Consider the following 19,358-nt stretch of genomic DNA (forward strand, 5'->3'; position numbering starts at 1 on the left):
AGTCGTCGCCGTTCGGGACCGGACCGTTCGGGATGAGGGGCGACCACTCCGCGATGATGAGCCGCGAGAACACCACCAGCAAGCGTGACCGGCACGGCAGCGCGATCGCCGTCATCGGGATGGCGTGCCGGCTGCCGGGCGCCGCCGACCCCGCCGCGTTCTGGCGACTCCTGCGGGAGGGCGTCGATGCCGTCGGGGAAGCCGGCGCCGAGCGCCGCCGCGGCGCCGATCTGCGTCCGGGCGGCTACCTGGACCGGGTCGACACCTTCGACGCGGCGTTCTTCGGGATCTCGCCGCGCGAGGCCGACGCGATGGACCCGCATCAGCGACTGGTCCTCGAACTCGGGTGGGAGGCCGCCGAGGACGCCGGCCTCCCGCCCGGATCCCTGGCCGGTACCCGGGCCGGCGTGTTCGTCGGCGCGATCGCGGCCGACTGGTCCACCGTGGTGCACCGGTACGGCGCCGACGCGATCACCAGGCACACCTTCACCGGCGTCGCCCGCGGCCTGATCGCCAACCGGCTGTCCTGGGCCCTGGACCTGAACGGCCCGAGCCTGACCGTCGACACCGCGCAGTCCTCGTCCCTGGTCGCGATCCACCTGGCCTGCGAGAGCCTGCGCCGCGGCGAGTCGAGCGTGGCGTTCGCCGGCGGCGTGCACCTGAACCTCGCGCCCGAGAGCACCGTGGGCGCGGAACGCTTCGGTGGACTCTCGCCCGACCACCGCTCGTTCACCTTCGACGCGCGGGCCAACGGTTTCGTGCGCGGGGAGGGCGGCGCGGTGGTACTGCTCAAGCCGCTGGAGCGGGCGCTGGCCGACGGCGACCCGATCCACGCGGTCATCCACGGCAGCGCGGTCGGCAGCGACGGCGACACCGACGGACTCACCGTGCCCGACGCCGCGGCGCAGACGGACGTGTTGCTCCGGGCGGCCGACGCCGCGGGCGTGGCCCCCGAGCGGATCCAGTACGTCGAACTGCACGGCACCGGCACCCGGGTCGGCGACCCGATCGAGGCCGCCGCGCTGGGCTCGGCCTACGGCGCGGGCCGAACCGGCGCCGACCGGGTCGCGGTCGGCTCGGTGAAGACCAACATCGGCCACCTCGAGGGCGCGTCCGGGATCGTCGGACTGGTCAAGACCGTGCTGGGCATCCGGCACCGCACCCTGCCCGCGAGCCTGAACCACGCCACCGCCAACCCGGCGATCGACCTGGACGCGGCCGGCCTGCGGGTGCAGACCGCGCCCGGCCCCTGGCCGCACCCGGATCGGCCGCTGTTCGCCGGGGTCAGCTCGTTCGGGATGGGCGGGACGAACTGCCACGTGGTGCTGGGCGAGCCGCCCGCCACACCCGCCCGGCAGCTGCCCGGAACCCGGGTGTTCGACCCGTCCGCGGTGCTGCCGTGGCCGCTGTCCGCCCGCGACCCCGAGGCGCTGCGCGACCAGGCCGACCGGCTGCGCGCGGCGCTGACCGAGCACACCGTGCCGCAGGACGTCGCGCTGACCCTCACGGCGGGCCGCGCCGCGTTCGAGCAGCGGGCCGTGCTCCTGGGCGCGGACCTGGCCGAACTCAGCGACACCACCGACGCGTTGGCTCGGGCGCTGCCGAGCGCGGGAGCCGTGACCGGCACCGCCCGACCGCACACCTCGACCGTGTTCGTCTTCCCCGGCCAGGGTTCGCAGTGGGTCGGCATGGCCACCGAACTACTGCACGCCTCGCCGGTGTTCGCCGCCCACCTGGACGCCTGCGCGGACGCGCTCGCGCCGCACGTGGACTGGTCGCCGCACGACGTGCTGCGGGACGCGCCGGGCGCCGCCTCGCTCGATCGGGTGGACGTCGTACAGCCCGTGCTGTTCGCCGTGATGGTCTCGCTGGCCCGGCTGTGGCAGGCGTTCGGGGTCCGACCCGACGCGGTGATCGGCCACTCGCAGGGGGAGATCGCCGCCGCGCACATCGCCGGCGCGCTCACCCTGGCGGACGCGGCCCGCCTGGTGGCGCGGCGCAGCCGGCTGCTGACCGGTCTGGCGCCCGGCGGTGGCATGGCCTCCATCCCGCGTCCGGCCGACGAGGTGCGGGTCGCGCTCGGCGACCGGACCGACCGGCTCGGCATCGCGGCGATCAACGGGCCCGCGTCCACCGTGGTCTCCGGCGACCGGGCCGCGCTCGACGCGCTGCTGGCCGAATACACCCAGGCGGGCGTGGACGTACGGTCGATCCCGGTGGACTACGCGTCGCACTCGCCGCACGTCGAGCCGCTGCGCGCCGACCTGGCCCGCGAACTCGACGGAATCGGGCCGGTGTCGAGCCCGATCGAGTTCTACTCCACGGTCACCGGCGGTCCGCTGGACACCGCCGAACTGGACGCCGACTACTGGTACCGCAACCTGCGCGGCACGGTGCGCTTCCAGGACGCGGCCCGCGCCGCGCTCGCCGACGGCCGGCGTACCTTCGTCGAGGTCAGTCCGCATCCCGTGCTGACCATGGGCCTTCGCCAGCTCCTGGACGCGGACGAGGCGGCCGGATCGGACGCGCTGACGGTGGGCACGCTGCGCCGCGGCGACGGCGGGCCGCGCCGGCTGCTGACCTCTCTGGCCCAGGCGTACGTGCACGGCACCCCGGTGGACTGGACCGCCGCGCTGCCGGCCGCGGCCCGCCGCGCCGAACTGCCCACGTACGCGTTCCGGCGCACCCCGCACTGGATCCCCGAACCCGACTCGGCCGCTCCCGACGCCGCGCCGCGACCGGCCGAGCCCGCGCGACCGGCCGAGCCCGCGCAGCCCGCCGTACACCCCGCCCCGGCGGCACACCCGGAGCCGGCCCTTCCCGCCGGACCCGACCCGCTGATCCTGGTCCGCGCCACCGCCGCCGTCGTGCTCGGACACGCCGGACCCGGCGCGGTCGACCCGGACCGCACCTTCAAGGACCTCGGTTTCGACTCGGTCGGCGCGCTGGAGTTCCGCGACCGGCTGGCCGCCGCGAGCGGGACCGGGCTGTCCGCGTCGCTGACCTTCGACCACCCGACCCCCCGGGCCGTCGCCCGTCACCTCGCGGATCGCACGGCCGGCACCGTGTCCGCCGGTGCCGCGCGGTCCGGGGCCACCCCGGCGCCGGTCGCGCACGAGGACGACCCGATCGTCGTCGTCGCGACCGGCGGCCGCTGGCCCGGCGGCGCGGACACCCCCGAGGCGCTGTGGGACCTGCTCGCCGCCGAGGCCGACGCGATCGGCCCGTTCCCGACCAACCGCGGCTGGGACCTGGACGCGCTCTACGACCCCGAGCTCGCCCGCCCCGGCACATCCTCGGTGCGCGCGGGCGGATTCCTCTACGACGCCGACGCGTTCGACCCCGGCTTCTTCGGGATCAGCCCGCGCGAGGCGGCCGCGATGGACCCGCAGCAGCGGCTGCTCCTGGAGGCCGCGTGGGAGGTGGTCGAGCGGGCCGGCATCGCGCCGACCGCGTTGCGCGGCACCCGGGCGGGCGTCTTCGTCGGCGCCATGCCGCAGGACTACGGCCCGCGGCTGCACGAGGCGCCCGAGGGCTACGGCGGCCACCTGCTCACCGGCAGTCTGAGCAGCGTCGCCTCCGGCCGGCTGGCGTACACCCTGGGCCTGGAGGGCCCCGCCCTGACCATCGACACCGCGTGCTCCTCCTCCCTGGTCGCGCTGCACCTGGCGACCCGCGCGCTGCGCGCCGGCGAATGCACCCTCGCGCTGGCGGGCGGCGTCACGGTGATGTCCACGCCCGGCATGTTCACCGAGTTCAGCCGGCAACACGGGCTCGCCCCCGACGGCCGCTGCAAGCCGTTCTCCGCCGCCGCCGACGGCACCGCGTGGGCCGAGGGCGTGGCCCTGGTGCTGCTGGAGCGGCTGTCCGACGCCCGCCGGCTGGGCCACCCGGTGCTCGCCGTGGTGCGCGGCAGCGCGGTCAACCAGGACGGCGCCTCCAACGGCCTGACCGCGCCCAACGGACCCGCCCAGCAGCGGGTGATCCGCCAGGCGCTGGCCGACGCGCGCCTGGACCCGGCCGAGATCGACGCGGTCGAGGCGCACGGGACCGGCACCACGCTCGGCGACCCGATCGAGGCCGAGGCGCTGCTGGCCACCTACGGTGCCGACCGCCCCGCCGAGCGCCCGCTCCTGCTCGGATCGGTCAAGTCCAACCTGGGACACACCCAGGCCGCCGCCGGGGTGACCGGCGTGATCGCGCTGATCGAGGCGATGCGGCACGGCGAACTCCCGCGCACCCTGCACCTGGACGCGCCGTCCCCGCACGTGGACTGGTCCCGAGGCGGCGTCGAGGTGCTCGCGGCGCGGACCGCCTGGCCCCGGACCGACCGCCCGCGCCGCGCGGCGGTGTCCTCGTTCGGAATCAGCGGCACCAACGCGCACGTCATCCTGGAACAGGCCGCGGAGACCGCGGTCTCGCCCGGCACCGACCAGGGCGGCCCGTGGTTGTTGTCCGCCGCGAGCGAGGACGCGCTGCGCGCCCAGGCGGCCCGACTGCGCGCACACGTCGCCGACCACCCCGACGTCGCGCCCGGCGACCTGGCTTTCGCGCTGGCCGACGGCCGAGGCACCTTCGCGCACCGCGCGGTGATCACCGGGACCGGCCGGGAGCACCTGCTGCGCGGCCTGGACGCGCTGATCGACGGCGTCGACGCGGCCGACCTGATCCGGGGCGAGGCCGGACCGACCGGTTCGCTCGCCGTCCTGTTCAGCGGACAGGGCAGCCAGCGGGTCGGCATGGGCCGCGAACTGTACGCGGCCGAACCGGTGTTCGCGCGGGCCCTGGACGAGGCGCTGGAGCACCTGGACGCGGCCCCGGAACGCCCCCTGCGCGCCCTGCTGTTCGCCGCGCCGGACAGCCCCGAGGCCGCGCTGCTGCACGCGACCGAGTACACCCAGCCCGCGCTGTTCGCGGTGGAGACCGCGCTGTATCGACTCGCCGAATCGCGCGGGATCCGCGCCGATCACCTGATCGGCCACTCGATCGGCGAACTGACCGCCGCGCACATCGCCGGCGTGCTCACCCTGGCCGACGCCGCGACGCTGGTGGTGGCCCGGGGCCGGCTGATGGGCGAACTGCCCGCGACCGGCGCGATGATCGCGCTCCAGGGCACCGAGGATGAGGTCGCCGAACTGGTCGCCGGTCACGAGGCGCACGTGGGCGTCGCGGCCGTCAACAGCCCCGACTCCGTGGTGATCTCGGGAACGGCCGACATCGTCGACGGCTTGGCCGCGCGCTGGCGCGCGGGCGGCCGCAAGACCAAGCGGCTCCAGGTCAGCCACGCCTTCCACTCGCCGCACATGGACGCCGTGCTCGACGAGTTCCGAGCGGTCGCGGCAAGCCTGCGCTTCTCCCCGCCGCGCATCCCGATCGTCTCCAACCTGACCGGCGATGTGGCCGACGCCGCCGAACTGACCGACCCGAACTACTGGGTCCGGCACATCCGCGAGGCGGTCCGCTTCCGCGACGGCGTGCGCAGACTCGCCGAACTGGGCACCACCACCTACCTGGAACTGGGCCCCGACGCGGTGCTCACCGCGCTCACCCTCGCGAGCCTGGACGACCCCGCGCCGCTCGTGCTCGCCGCGCTGCGCGCCGACCGCCCCGAGGCGCTCACCTACACCCGGGCGCTGGCCCGGCTGCACGTGGCGGGCATCGGTGTCGACTGGGCCCCGGTCTGGGCCGGCCGCGCCGTGCGCCGCGTCGACCTGCCCACGTACGCCTTCCAGCGCCGCCGGCACTGGCTGGACGCGCCGCACGCCGCCGACCCGACCTCGGCCGGGCTCGACCCCAGCGAACACCCCCTCCTCGGCGCGGGCTTCGAGCGCGCGGACGGCTCCGGCCTGGTCTGGACCGGCGTGCTCTCCACCCGGAGCCGGCCGTGGCTCGCGGACCACGCCGTGCACGACACGGTCCTGCTGCCCGGCACCGCGTTCGTCGACCTCGCGCTGCACGCCGCCGAACGGGCCGGCGCCGGCGGGATCGGCGAACTCGTGCTGGCCGCACCGCTGGTCCTGCCCGAGGACGGCACCGTGCGGATCGAACTCGCGGTGGGCGCCGAGGAGACGGACGGCACCCGAGCGGTCACCGTGCACTCGCGCGCCGCCGACGCCGAGGAGTGGACCCGGCACGCCGCCGGACGGTTGACCCCGGCCGAGACCGCCGTGCCCGGCCGGGACGAGGGCACGTGGCCGCCGCCGGGCGCGGTCGCCGTGGACGTCGAGGACCTGTACGAGCGGCTCGCCGACCTGGGCTACCACTACGGCCCGGTCTTCCGGGGCCTGACCGCCGCGTGGCGCCACGGCGAGGAGCTGCTCGCCGAGGTCGTGCTGCCGGACCCGGCCGAGGAGTTCGGCCACCCGGTGCACCCCGCACTGCTGGACGCCGCGCTGCACGCCGTCGTCGCGCTGCTGCCCGGATCCGAGCCGAACGCGCCCACCCGGCTGCCGTTCGCGTGGGCCGGGATCCGGGCGTACGCCGCCGGCGCCCGCGAACTGCGGGTGCGGATCGCGCCGCTGGGCCCCGACGCCGTCGCGCTGACCGCCACCGACGCCGACGGCACGCCCGTGGTCTCGATCGACCGGCTGACCCTGCGCGCGATCCCGGCCGACCGCTTCGCCGCCCGCCCGACCACCACGTCGGACTCCTGGTACCACGTGCACTGGGTGCCGGTGCCGGGCGACACGGTCGCCGCCGAACAGGGCACCTGGGTGGTGCTCGCGGACGGCGACGCGGACCCGCTCGGCTCGGGCATCCACCCCGCGTCGCCCGAGGTGCACCGCGACCTCGCCGGACTGCGCGCCGCGCTCGCCGCCGGAGCCCGCCCGCCCGCGCGGGTGCTGGTGGCCTTCGACCCGCCGAGCCCCGCGCTGGGCACCGCCGTCGCCACCCACGCGGTCACCGAACGGGCGGTCACGCTGCTCCGCGAATGGCTGGGCGACCCGCGCTTCGCCGACATCGAACTCGTCCTGGTCACCCGCGAGGCGGTGGCCACACACGCCGGTGAGGACGTCCGCGACCTGAGCGCCTCCGGCCTGTGGGGTCTGATCCGGGCCGCGGCCGGCGAACACCCGGGCCGACTGCGGATCCTGGACCTGGACGCACACCCCGACTCGGCCGCCGCGGTGGCCTCGGCACTGGCCGGCGGCGAGCCGCAACTCGCGCTGCGCGGCGGCGCGATCCTGGCCCCGCGACTGGCCCCGGTACGCCCCGACGACGCGCTCGAACCGCCCACCCCCGACGCACCCTGGCGACTGGACGTCACCGAACCCGGCAGCATCGACAACATCGCGCTGCTGCCCGCGCCCGAGGCCGCCCTGCCGTTGGCGGCCGGCCAGGTGCGGATCGCGGTGCGCGCGGCCGGACTGAACTTCCGCGACGTGCTGATCGCGCTGGGCGGATACCCCGGCGCCGCCCGGATCGGCGCGGAGGGCGCCGGCCGGGTCCTGGAGATCGGCCCGGGAGTGAGCGAACTCGCGGTCGGCGACCGGGTGATGGGCCTGCTTCCCGGCATCCTGGGCTCGCACGCCGTGGTCGACCACCGACTGCTCACCCCGATCCCGGCGGGCTGGACCTACGCGCGGGCCGCGACCGTCCCGGTGGCGTTCCTGACCGCGTATCACGGCCTGGTCGAACTGGCCGGGCTGCGCCCGGGCGAATCCGTCCTGGTGCACGCCGCCACCGGCGGGGTCGGGACCGCCGCCGTGCAGCTCGCCCGACACCTGGGCGCCGACGTCCTGGGCACCGCGAGCCCGGCCAAGTGGCCCACGCTGCGCGCCCAGGGCCTGACCGACGAGGCCATCGCGTCCTCGCGCACCCTCGACTTCGAGAGCCGATTCCGCGCCGTCACCGGCGGGCGCGGCGTCGACGTCGTGCTCAACTCGCTCGCCCGCGAATTCACCGACGCCTCACTGCGGCTGCTCGCGCCCGGCGGCCGGTTCGTCGAGATGGGCAAGACCGACCCGCGCGAACCCGACGCGGTGGCCGCCGCCCACCCGGGGGTCGACTACCGCGCGTTCGACCTGCTGACCCTGGAGCCCGAGCGGATCGGCCGGATGCTGCGCGTCCTGGCCCCGCTGTTCGCGGCCGGCACGCTCACCCCGCTGCCGGTCACCGCGTGGGACATCCGGCACGGCGTACGCGCGCTGCGGCACCTGAGCCAGGCCCGACACACCGGCAAACTGGTCCTGACCATCGCGCCCGCCGGCGTCGACCCGACCGGCACGGTCCTGATCACCGGCGGCACCGGCGCGCTGGGCGCCCTGGCCGCCCGCCGGCTGATCACCCGACACGGTGCCCGACACGTGCTGCTGGTCGGCCGCACCGGCCCGGCCGCACCCGGAGCCGACGCACTGCGTGCCGAACTGCGCGCGCTGGGCGCCGAGGTCGAGATCGCGGCGTGCGACGTGGCCGACCCGAGCGCGCTCTCCGAACTGCTCGCCGCCATCCCGACCGCACACCCGCTCACCGCCGTCGTACACACCGCCGGCGTGGTCGCCGACGGCGCGCTCACCGGGACCGACCCCGGGCGACTGCACGCCGTGCTGCGGCCCAAGGTGGACGCCGCGTGGCACCTGCACGCGCTCACCGCCGACCTGGACCTGTCCGCGTTCGTGCTGTACTCCTCGGCCGTCGGCGTCCTGGGCAACCCCGGCCAGTCCGCCTACGCCGCGGCCAACACCTTCCTGGACGCGCTCGCCCACCACCGACACGGTCACGGCCTGCCCGCGACCTCGATCGGGTGGGGCCACTGGGCCGAGGCGGGCGGGCTGGCCGCGCACCTGAGCGAGGTGGACCGCCGCCGGATGGCGGGCAGCGGCCTGGCCCCGATGAGCACCGAAGCCGGCCTGGACCTGCTCGACCGTGCGCTGGACACACCCCTGCCGGCACCGGTCGCGGCCCGGATCGACACCGGCGCGCTGCGTCCCGACGCGGCGACCGCGCTCCTGGCCGGCCTGACCCGCGCGGCCGGCCCCGGTCGAGTGCCCGCGCAACGCGGCGCCTCGTCCCGCACCGGCACGGGCCGCCGGGCCGGCGCCGGGATCCGGGAGCGGCTCGCGGGCCGCCCGGACGACGAACAGCGCCGCGAACTGCTCCTGTTCGTCCGGCTCACCGCCGCGGCCATTCTCGGGCACGACGGGCCGGCCGCGATCAAGCCGGAACGCGGCTTCCTGGAAGCCGAGTTCGACTCGCTCGGCGCGATCGAGCTGCGCAACCGGATCAACGCGGGCACCGGCCTGGAACTGCCGTCGACGCTGATCTTCGACCACCCGACCCCGATCGCGCTGGCCGAACACCTGCGGGAGCGGCTGTTCGCCGCCGCCCCGCACCCGGGCACCGGCTCGCTGCTCGCCGAACTCGACCGCTGGCAGGTCTCGTTGACCGGGCTGCTGGCCGACGGCGGCGCCCCGGACGAGGACTTCCGGACCGGCGCGGTGGCGCGCCTGTACGCACTGCTGGGCCGGCTCGGCGCCGAGGTACCCGGGGATCCGACGGCGGCGCTGATCGAACAACTCGGCGCGGCCGGCGACGACGAGCTCTTCGACTTCATCGACAACGAGCTCGGCATCTCCTGATCCGGCCCACCCAGGCCCCCGCGGCCCCCACGACTGGCACCACCACCACGGCGAAGCCGCTGCACGGAAAAGGCAGATACCCCATGGCGAACGAAGAGAAGCTGCGCGACTACCTCACCCGGGTGACCGCCGACCTGCACCAGGCCCGGCGCCGGCTGCGGGAGAACGAGGAAGCCCGGAACGAACCGATCGCCGTGGTCGGTATCGGCTGCCGGCTGCCGGGCGGCGTGCACTCGGCGGACGACCTGTGGCGGCTGGTGGCCGAGGGCCGGGACGCGGTCGGCGGCTTCCCGACCGACCGGGGTTGGGACCTGGACGGTCTGTACGACCCGGACCCGGACGCGGTCGGCAGGACGTACACCCGCCAGGGCGGCTTCCTGCACGACGCGGCCGAGTTCGACGCGGCCTTCTTCGGCCTCTCGCCGCGCGAGGCGCTCGCCGCCGATCCCCAGCAGCGGCTGCTCCTGGAGACCGCGTGGGAGGCCCTGGAGGACGCCGGGATCGATCCGGCGGCGATCCGCGGCTCGTCCACCGGGGTCTTCGCCGGCGTGATCGCGCAGGAGTACACGCCGCGGCTGTACAAGACCACGCCCGACCGGGTGGACGGCTACGTGCTCACCGGCAGCACCACGAGCGTGGCGTCCGGTCGGATCTCCTACACCTTCGGGTTCGAGGGGCCTGCGGTGACGGTGGACACCGCGTGCTCGTCGTCGTTGGTGGCGCTGCATCTGGCGGCGCAGTCGCTGCGCTCGGGCGAGTGCGATCTCGCGCTCGCGGGCGGCGCCACGGTGATGGCCTCGCCCGGGATGTTCGTCGAGTTCGCCCGCCAGCGCGGGCTGTCCGCGGACGGCCGGTGCAAGGCGTTCGCCGGCGCCGCCGACGGCACCGGCTGGGCCGAGGGCGTCGGGCTGCTGGTGCTGGAGCGGCTCTCCGACGCACGCGCGGCCGGGCACCGGGTGCTCGCGGTGATCCGGGGCAGCGCGGTCAACCAGGACGGCACCAGCAGCCAACTCACCGCGCCCAACGGACCCTCGCAGCAGCGGGTGATCCGCCGGGCGCTGGCCAACGCGGGCCTGACCCCGGCCGATGTGGACGTGGTCGAGGCACACGGCACCGGCACCCGGCTCGGCGACCCGATCGAGGCGCAGGCGCTGCTCGCCACCTACGGCCGGGACCGGGCGCCGGAACAGCCGTTGTGGCTGGGCTCGTTGAAGTCCAACATCGGCCACGCGCAGGCCGCGGCGGGCGTGGCCGGCGTGATCAAGATGGTCCAGGCGCTGCGGCACGGCGTACTGCCCAAAACCCTGCACGTGGACGAACCCACCACGCACGTGGACTGGTCCTCGGGCGGGGTACGGCTGCTGACCGAGGCGCGGTCGTGGCCGGAGACGGCCGCGCCGCGCCGCGCGGCGGTGTCCGCGTTCGGGGTGAGCGGCACCAACGCGCACGTGATCCTGGAACTCCCCGACGAGGACCGCGAGTCGCAGCCCGCTCCGCTGCCGGCGCCCGCACCGTCGATCCCGTGGGTGCTCTCCGCCAAGTCGCCGCGGGCACTTCGAGCCCAGGCCGCTCGGCTGGGCGAGCGACTCGACGCGGCCCCCGCGCTCGACGCCGCCGAGGTGGGCTTCGCACTCGCCTCCTCGCGCTCGGTGTTCGGCGAGCGGGCGGTCGTGGTGGGCGCGGATCGGGCCGCGCTGACCACCGGGCTGGGCGCGTTGACACGTGGCGAATCGGCACCGGGCGTGGTCACCGGCACGGCGGACGCGGCCGGGAGGACCGTGTTCGTCTTTCCCGGACAGGGCTCGCAGTGGGCCGGGATGGCCGCCGACCTGTACGCCCAGTCGCCGGTGTTCGCGGCACGGTTCGACGAGTGCGCGAAGGCGCTGGAACCGCACGTGGATTGGTCGCCGATCGAGGTGTTGACCGGTGACGAGGGCGCGCCGTCGTTGGATCGGGTGGATGTGGTCCAGCCGGTGTTGTGGGCGGTGCTGGTGTCGCTGGCCGAGGTGTGGCGGGCGTACGGGGTCGTCCCGGACGCGCTCGTCGGTCACTCGCAGGGCGAGATCGCGGCGGCGGTGGTGGCCGGCGGGTTGTCCCTGGAGGACGGGGCCACGGTGGTCGCGCTGCGCAGTCGGGCGATCCTCGCGCTGTCCGGACGGGGCGGGATGGCCTCGGTGGCTCTGGCCGAGCCCGAGGTCCGGGCGCGGATCGCCGGTGGGGACGGGCGGATCTCCGTCGCGGCGGTCAACGGTCCGGGTCAGGTGGTGGTCTCGGGCGAGCCGGACGCGCTGGAGGAACTGGTCGCCGCGGTGACCGCGGAGGGCGGTCGGGCCCGGGTGATCCCGGTGGACTACGCGTCGCATTCGGCCCAGGTGGAGGAGATCCGCGCGCGCATCGTCGCCGACCTGGCCGCGATCGCGCCGACCTCGGGGACGATCCCGCTCTGGTCGACGGTGACCGGCGCGTGGATCGACACCGCCGCAATGGACGGTGGGTACTGGGCGACCAACCTGCGCGAGACCGTGCGCTTCGCGGAGGCGGTGCGCGCGCTCGCGGACGCGGATCACGGCGTGTTCGTCGAGGTGAGCCCGCATCCCGTGCTGACCGCCGCGATCCAGGACACTCTGGAGGAGATCGGCGCGGCCGACACCGTCGTGGTCGGCACGCTGCGCCGCGAGCAGGGTGACCTGGTCCGGCTGCACACCTCGCTGGCCGAGGCGTTCGTGCGCGGTGTACCGGTCGCGTGGGATGTCGCGTTCGAGGCGGGAGCGGTCGAGCGGGTGTCCCTGCCGACCTACGCGTTCCAGCGCGAGAGGTTCTGGCTGGACACCGGCGAGTACACGCCGCCCGCCGCGGCGGCGGCCGACGCGGCCTTCTGGGACCTCGTCGAGGGCGGCGACCGCGCGGGCCTGTCCGCCGCGCTGGGCGACGTCGACGGCGATCTGGCCGAGCCGCTCGGTGCGGTGTTGCCGGCCCTGTCCTCGTGGTGGGACCGGCACCGTTCCGATGCCACCACGGATGCCTGGCGGCATCGCATCGTCTGGCGCCCGGTGGCGGGCGCGGAGGGCGGCGACCGGTTCACCGGCACCTGGCTGCTGGTGCTTCCGGAGGAGTCGGCATCCGGCCCGGTGACCCGGTGGTTCGAGACCGCCCTGGCCTCCTCCGAGTCTCGGGTGGTGCCCGTCGTGGTGGGCCGTGAACAAGCGGACCGCGCCGAGCTGCGCGCGCTGCTCGCGGAGGCCGCCGGCGCAGCCGGGGAGCCGGTGACCGGGATCGTGTCGCTGCTCGCCCTGGCCGAAGGGTCGGTCACCGCGTTCCCGGCGGTGCCGTGGGGCGCGGCGGCGACACTGGCGCTGGTCCAGGGCCTGGGCGACGCGGACCTGCACGCTCCGGTGTGGGCGGTCACCGGCGGCGCGGTCTCGGTCGATGCGGACGACCCGGTCCGGGTGCCCGAACAGGCCCAGGTGTGGGGCTTCGGCGGCATCGCCGCGGCCGAACTCCCGGACCTGTGGGGCGGCTTGATCGACATACCGGCCGAGCTGCCGGCGGACCCGGCGGCCACGCGGCTGAGCGCCGTGTTGTCCGGCGCGGCGGGGGAGAGCGAGATCGCGATCCGCGGCGCGGCGACGTGGGCCCGCAGGCTGGTCCGGGCACCACACGCGGCCGGCTCCTCGGCCGGGTCGTGGCAGCCGTCCGGGACCGTGCTGGTCACCGGCGGCACCGGAGCACTCGGCGGGCACGTGGCCCGCTGGGTCGCGGCGCGCGGCGCCGAACACGTGCTGCTGGTGAGCAGGTCGGGGGCCGAGGCCCCGGACGCATCGACCCTCGCGGCGGACCTGGAGGCGTTCGGCGCCCGGGTGTCCTTCGCGGCCTGCGACGTCGGCGACCGGACCGCGCTGGCGGACGTACTCGCGGGCGTGCCCGCACAGTTCCCGCTCACCGCCGTCGTGCACGCGGCGGCGGTGCTCGACGACGCGGTGATCGCCGACCTGACCCTCGATCAACTCGACCGCGTGTTGCGGGTCAAGGTGGACGGCGCCCGCCACCTGGACGAACTCACCCGCGAGCTGGACCTGTCCGCGTTCGTGCTGTTCTCCTCGCTCGCGGGCATCTGCGGCGTGCCGGGCCAGGGGAACTACGCGCCGGGCAACGCCCACCTCGACGCGCTGGCCGCCCGGCGCCGGGCCGCCGGGCTGCCCGCGACGGCGATCTCGTGGGGCCACTGGGCCGGTGGCGGGATCGCCGCGCCCGAGGTCGAACAGCGGCTGGCCCGACAGGGGTTGCGGATGCTCGACCCGGATGCGGCCATTCGGGTGCTGGGCCGGGTGCTCGACGCGGACGAGTCCCATCTGACGGTGTGCGACATCGACTGGGACGTGTTGTTCCGGAATCGGCGCGCGCCGCTGGTCACCGAACTGCTCGGCGCGAAGGGCCCGGATCCCGCCGCGCCCGCGCCCGCCCTCGCCGGGGCCGGCGGCGGCACCTTCGCGACCCGGTTGACCGGGCTGGGCTCGGCCGACCGGCTGCGCTTCCTGGTCGAGGCGGTGCGTACCCAGGCGGCGGTGGTCCAGGGCCACCGCGGCGCCGCCGCCGTCGATCCCGGGAAGCCGTTCCGGGACCAGGGGTTCGATTCGCTGACGGCGGTGGAGCTGCGCAATCGGCTGACCGCCGAAACCGGTCTGCGGTTGCCCGCGACGCTGGTCTTCGACTACCCCACGCCCAACGCGCTCGCCGAATTCCTGCGCGGTGAGATCCTCGGCGACGTCGGTGGCGTCGGCGACACCGAGGCGACCATCGCCGCCGGCGCGGCGGCTCGCGCCAACGCCGACGATCCGATCGTGATCGTCGGGATGGCCTGCCGCCTTCCCGGCGGGGTGAGTTCGCCCGCCGACCTGTGGCGGCTCGTGGAGGCCGGCACGGACGCCGTCGGCGAGTTCCCCACCGACCGGGGATGGGACGTCGACGGTCTGTACGACCCGGATCCGGACCGGGTGGGCACGTCGTACACCCGTGCGGGTGCCTTCCTGCCCGACGCGACCGGGTTCGACGGCGCGTTCTTCGGCATCTCGCCGCGCGAGGCGCTGGCGATGGACCCGCAGCAGCGGCTGCTCCTGGAGACCGCGTGGGAGGCGTTCGAGCGGGCCGGGATCAACCCGGACACGTTGATCGGGAGCCGGACCGGCGTGTTCGCCGGCATGGCCGGCCACGACTACGGGCGCGGCCTGACCGAGGCGCCCGAGGGCCTGGAGGGCTATCTCGGCACCGGGAGCGCGGGCAGTGTCGCGTCCGGTCGGATCTCCTACTCGTTCGGCTTCGAGGGTCCCGCGGTCACGGTGGACACCGCGTGCTCGTCGTCACTGGTGGCGATGCACCTGGCCGCCCAGTCGTTGCGCACCGGCGAGAGCGACCTCGCGCTCGCCGGCGGGGTGGCCGTGATGGCCACGCCGGGCATGTTCGTCGAGTTCTCCCGGCAGCGCGGGCTGTCCGTGGACGGGCGCTGCAAGGCGTTCGCCGGCGCCGCCGACGGTACGGGCTGGGCCGAGGGCGTCGGACTCGTCCTGCTCGAACGGTTGTCGGACGCGCGGCGCAACGGGCACCGGGTGCTCGCGGTGCTGCGCGGCAGTGCGGTCAACCAGGACGGTGCGTCGAACGGCCTGACGGCGCCGAACGGTCCGTCCCAGCAGCGGGTGATCCGCCGGGCGCTCGCCGACGCGGGTGTCACGGCGGCGGACGTGGACGTCGTCGAGGCGCACGGCACGGGTACGACGTTGGGTGATCCGATCGAGGCGCAGGCGTTGATCGCGACGTACGGGCAGGACCGACCGGTCGAACGGCCGCTCTGGTTGGGTTCGTTGAAGTCGAACATCGGGCACGCGCAGGCGGCTGCCGGTGTGGCGGGTGTGATCAAGATGGTGGAGGCGCTGCGGCACGGGGTGTTGCCCAGGACGTTGCATGTGGACGAGCCGACGCCGCATGTGGACTGGTCGGCGGGCGCGGTACGGCTGCTGACGCAGGCCCGGCCGTGGCCGGAGACCGGCCGGCCGCGCCGGGCGGCGGTGTCGGCGTTCGGGGTGAGCGGCACGAACGCGCACGTGATCCTCGAACTCCCGGAGCCTCCCGCAAAAGTGCACGTCGAGGAGCCGGTCACGGCCGCCCCGGCGGTGCTCCCGTGGGTCCTGTCCGGCCGGACTCCGGACGCGCTGCGGGCGCAGGCTGCTCGGGTGCGCGGCGCACTGGACGAGGATCCGGTGGGTGCGGGGTTCTCGCTGGTCACCTCGCGAGCGTTGTTCGCGGAACGGGCCGTGCTGGTCGGGGACACGACCGGATGGGCGTTCGGCCTGGACGCGGTGGCACGCGGCGAGAGTGCGGCGGGCGTGGTGACCGGGACGGCCGGACCGGTCGGCAAGACCGTGTTCGTGTTCCCGGGCCAGGGCTCGCAGTGGACCGGTATGGCGGCCGAACTCCACGGCCAGTCACCGGTGTTCGCGGCCCGCTTCGACGAGTGCGCGGCGGCCCTGGCGGAGTTCGTGGACTGGTCGCCGGTCGAGGTGTTGACCGGTGTCCAGGGTGCGCCGTCGTTGGATCGGGTGGATGTGGTCCAGCCGCTGTTGTGGGCGGTGTTGGTGTCGCTGGCCGAGGTGTGGCGCTCCTTCGGAGTGGCACCGGACGCGCTGGTCGGCCACTCGCAGGGCGAGATCGCGGCGGCTGTGGTGGCCGGCGGACTGTCCCTGGCCGACGGAGCACGGGTGGTGGCGCTGCGCAGTCGGGCGATCCTCGCGCTGTCCGGGCGCGGCGGGATGGCGTCGGTGGCCGAGCCGGTCGCGGTGGTTCGCGAGCGGCTCGCCGGCTGGGACGGGCGGATCTCGGTCGCGGCCGTGAACGGCCCCGGCCAGGTGGTGGTCTCCGGCGAGCCGGACGCCTTGGCCGAGTTGGTGGCGGCGGTCACCGACCAGGGCGGCCGGGCCCGGCTCATCCCGGTGGACTACGCGTCGCATTCGGCGCACGTCGAGGAAATCCGGTCGGAGATCGTGGCCGAGTTGGCCGGCATCGCACCGGTGTCCGGGACGATCCCGATCTGGTCGACGGTCACCGGGGGCTGGTTGGACACGGCCGCGATGGACGGCGCGTACTGGGCAAACAACCTGCGCGAGACGGTGCGCTTCGAGGAGGCCACCCGAGGCCTCGCCGCCGCCGGCCACGGCGTGTTCGTGGAGTTGAGCCCGCATCCGGTGCTCACCGCCGCGATCGAGGCGACGCTGGACGAGGAGGGCCCGGAGAACCCGGTCGTGGTCGGCACGCTGCGCCGCGACCAGGGCGGCGCGCAGCGCCTGTACGTCTCCCTTGCCGAAGCCTTCGTGCGCGGCGTCGCGGTGGACTGGACCGCCGCGTTCGCCGGGAGCAGGCCGCGGCGGGTCGAGCTGCCCACCTACCCCTTCGAGCGCAAGCGCTACTGGCTCGACACCCCGGGCCCGGCCGGTTCGACGACCGGCACGGGTACGGCTGCGGGGGCGCCGGCCACGATCGACGCGGCGTTCTGGTCGCTCGTGGAGAGCGGTGACCAGGCGGGCCTGGCCCAGGCGTTGGGTGCGCAGACCTCGGCGGAGTCGTTGGGCGCGGTGTTGCCCGCGTTGTCGTCGTGGTGGGACCGTCGGCGCTCGGGAGCCACCCTCGACGCGTGGCGGCACCGGATCGTGTGGCGCCCGGTCGCCGGTACCGGGATCGGGAATCTGTCCGGAACCTGGCTGCTCGTGGTGCCCGAGGAGGAGGAGGCGGCCGGCGCGTGGGCGGACTTCCTGACCCCGCTGTTGACCGCCGCCGGTGCCCGGGTGGAGCGCGTTCCCGTCGCTCGCGACCGGGGTGAGTGGGCGGCGCTGCGGGACCTGGCCGCGGCACAGCCCGGACCGGTCGCGGGTGTGCTCTCGCTGTTGGCACTGGCCGCCGGCACCGCGGCCGGCTTCGACGCGGTGCCCTGGGGGACGGCGGCGACCGTCGCCCTGGTCCAGGCCCTGGACGACGCGGGGGTGGTGGCACCGCTGTGGGCGGTGACCGGCGGCGCGGTGACGGTCGGTGCGGCGGACCCGGTTCGGGTACCCGAGCAGGCGCAGGTGTGGGGCTTCGGCGGGGTCGTCGCGGCCGAGAATCCGCGCTCGTGGGGCGGCCTGATCGACCTGCCGAGCGCGTATCCCGGCGCGGACGCCGAGGCGCCGGCCTGGACCCGCCTGGTGGCGGTGCTGGCCGGCGCGGTGGACGAGCGGGACATCGCGGTGCGGCCGACCGGGGCCTGGGGCCGCCGGCTGGTTCGCGCGCCGCTCGGCGCCGCCCGGCCGGCCGGGACCTGGCGGCCGTCCGGCACGGTGTTGGTGACCGGCGGGACCGGGGCGCTGGGCGGGCACGTGGCCCGCTGGGTCGCGGCGCGCGGGGCCGAGCACGTGCTGCTGGTCAGCCGTACCGGCGCGGACGCGCCCGGCGCCGATCGACTGGCCGAGGACGTCGCCGCGGCGGGCGCGCGGGTGTCCTTCGCGTCGTGCGACGTGGGCGATCGGGACGCGCTGGCCGAGGTACTGGCCGCGATTCCGGCGGAGTTCCCGCTGACCGCCGTGCTGCACGCGGCGGCGATCCTGGACGACGCGGTGATCGGCGAGCTGACCCTGGACCAACAGCAGCGGGTGGCGCGGGTCAAGGTGGACGGCGCCCGGCATCTCGACGAACTCACCCGGGACGCCGACCTGTCGGCGTTCGTGCTGTTCTCCTCGGTGGCCGGGCTGTGCGGGGTCGCCGGCCAGGGCAACTACGCGCCCGGGAACGCCTACCTGGACGCGCTCGCCGCACGTCGTCGGGCCGACGGGCGGCCCGCGACCTCGGTGTCCTGGGGGCACTGGGCCGGCGGCGGGATCGCCGCGCCGGAGATCGAGGAGCGCCTGGGCCGTCAGGGCCTGACCATGCTCGATCCAGCCCTCGCGGTCGAGGCGCTCGGGCAGATCCTGGACGCGAACGAGAGCCATCTGACGGTGTGCGACATCGACTGGGACGTGCTGTTCCGCGACCGGCCGCACCCGCTGGTCGCCGAACTCCTGCGCGCGCCCGCGGCCTCGACGACGGCCTCGGGATCGGCGACGGATTCGGCGTCGACCTCGCCCGAGACGGCGGCGACCAGGCTGATCGCGACACTCGCCGAACTGGCCGAGGAGGAGCGCCGACCGCACCTGGTGCGGTTGGTCCGGACCCGGGCCGCGATCGTGCACGGGCACGCCTCCGCCGACGCGGTGGCGGCCGGGAAGCCGTTCCGGGACCAGGGGTTCGATTCGCTGACGGCGGTGGAGCTGCGCAATCGGCTGACCGCCGAGACCGGTCTGCGATTGCCCGCGACGCTGGTCTTCGACTACCCCACGCCCAACGCGCTCGCCGAATTCCTGCACGGCGAACTGGTGCCGCGGGTGGTTCCGAGCGCCGACGCCATCCGGGCCGAGATCGACCGCCTGGAAGCACTCCTCGCGCACGCCGCCGCCGATCCGGCCGAACACGAGGCGACGGCGGTCCGGCTCGCCGAGATCGCCGCACGCTGGGCCGCCGGCGCGGCACCCGCTCCGGAGCCGGCCGGCATCGAACCCGAAGGCATCGCCGACGAGATCGACTCGGCCACCGACGACGAGCTCATCGAATTCATCGGCAAGCAGTTCGGCATCTCCTGACTTGTCGGTCCCTGCGAAAGGCACAACCACCATGAGCGACCAGCAGATCCGCCACCTGCTCAAGCGGCTCACCGTCGAGCTGCACGAGACC

Annotated in this window: 2 protein-coding genes; both read left to right on the top strand. The window is 75.4% G+C overall.

Annotation, left to right across the window (positions count from 1 at the left end):
* Window positions 1-32: 32 nt before the first annotated feature.
* Window positions 33-9,578 (top strand): type I polyketide synthase, encoded by a 9,546-nt coding sequence (locus OG948_RS28880; RefSeq protein WP_406299251.1) that lies wholly within the window; start codon window positions 33-35, stop codon window positions 9,576-9,578.
* Between the two features lie 83 nt (window positions 9,579-9,661).
* Entirely contained in the window at window positions 9,662-19,267 is a 9,606-nt protein-coding gene (locus OG948_RS28885) for a type I polyketide synthase (protein WP_406299252.1), read from the top strand.
* The last annotated feature ends 91 nt before the right edge of the window (window positions 19,268-19,358 follow it).

The organism is Embleya sp. NBC_00888 (genome assembly GCF_045207655.1).
Classification (GTDB): Bacteria; Actinomycetota; Actinomycetes; order Streptomycetales; family Streptomycetaceae; genus Embleya.

Coding starts and splice junctions, on each gene's coding strand:
- OG948_RS28880 (WP_406299251.1), top strand. CDS start 33: ATGAGGGGCGACCACTCCGCGATGATGAGCCGCGAGAACACCACCAGC.
- OG948_RS28885 (WP_406299252.1), top strand. CDS start 9,662: ATGGCGAACGAAGAGAAGCTGCGCGACTACCTCACCCGGGTGACCGCC.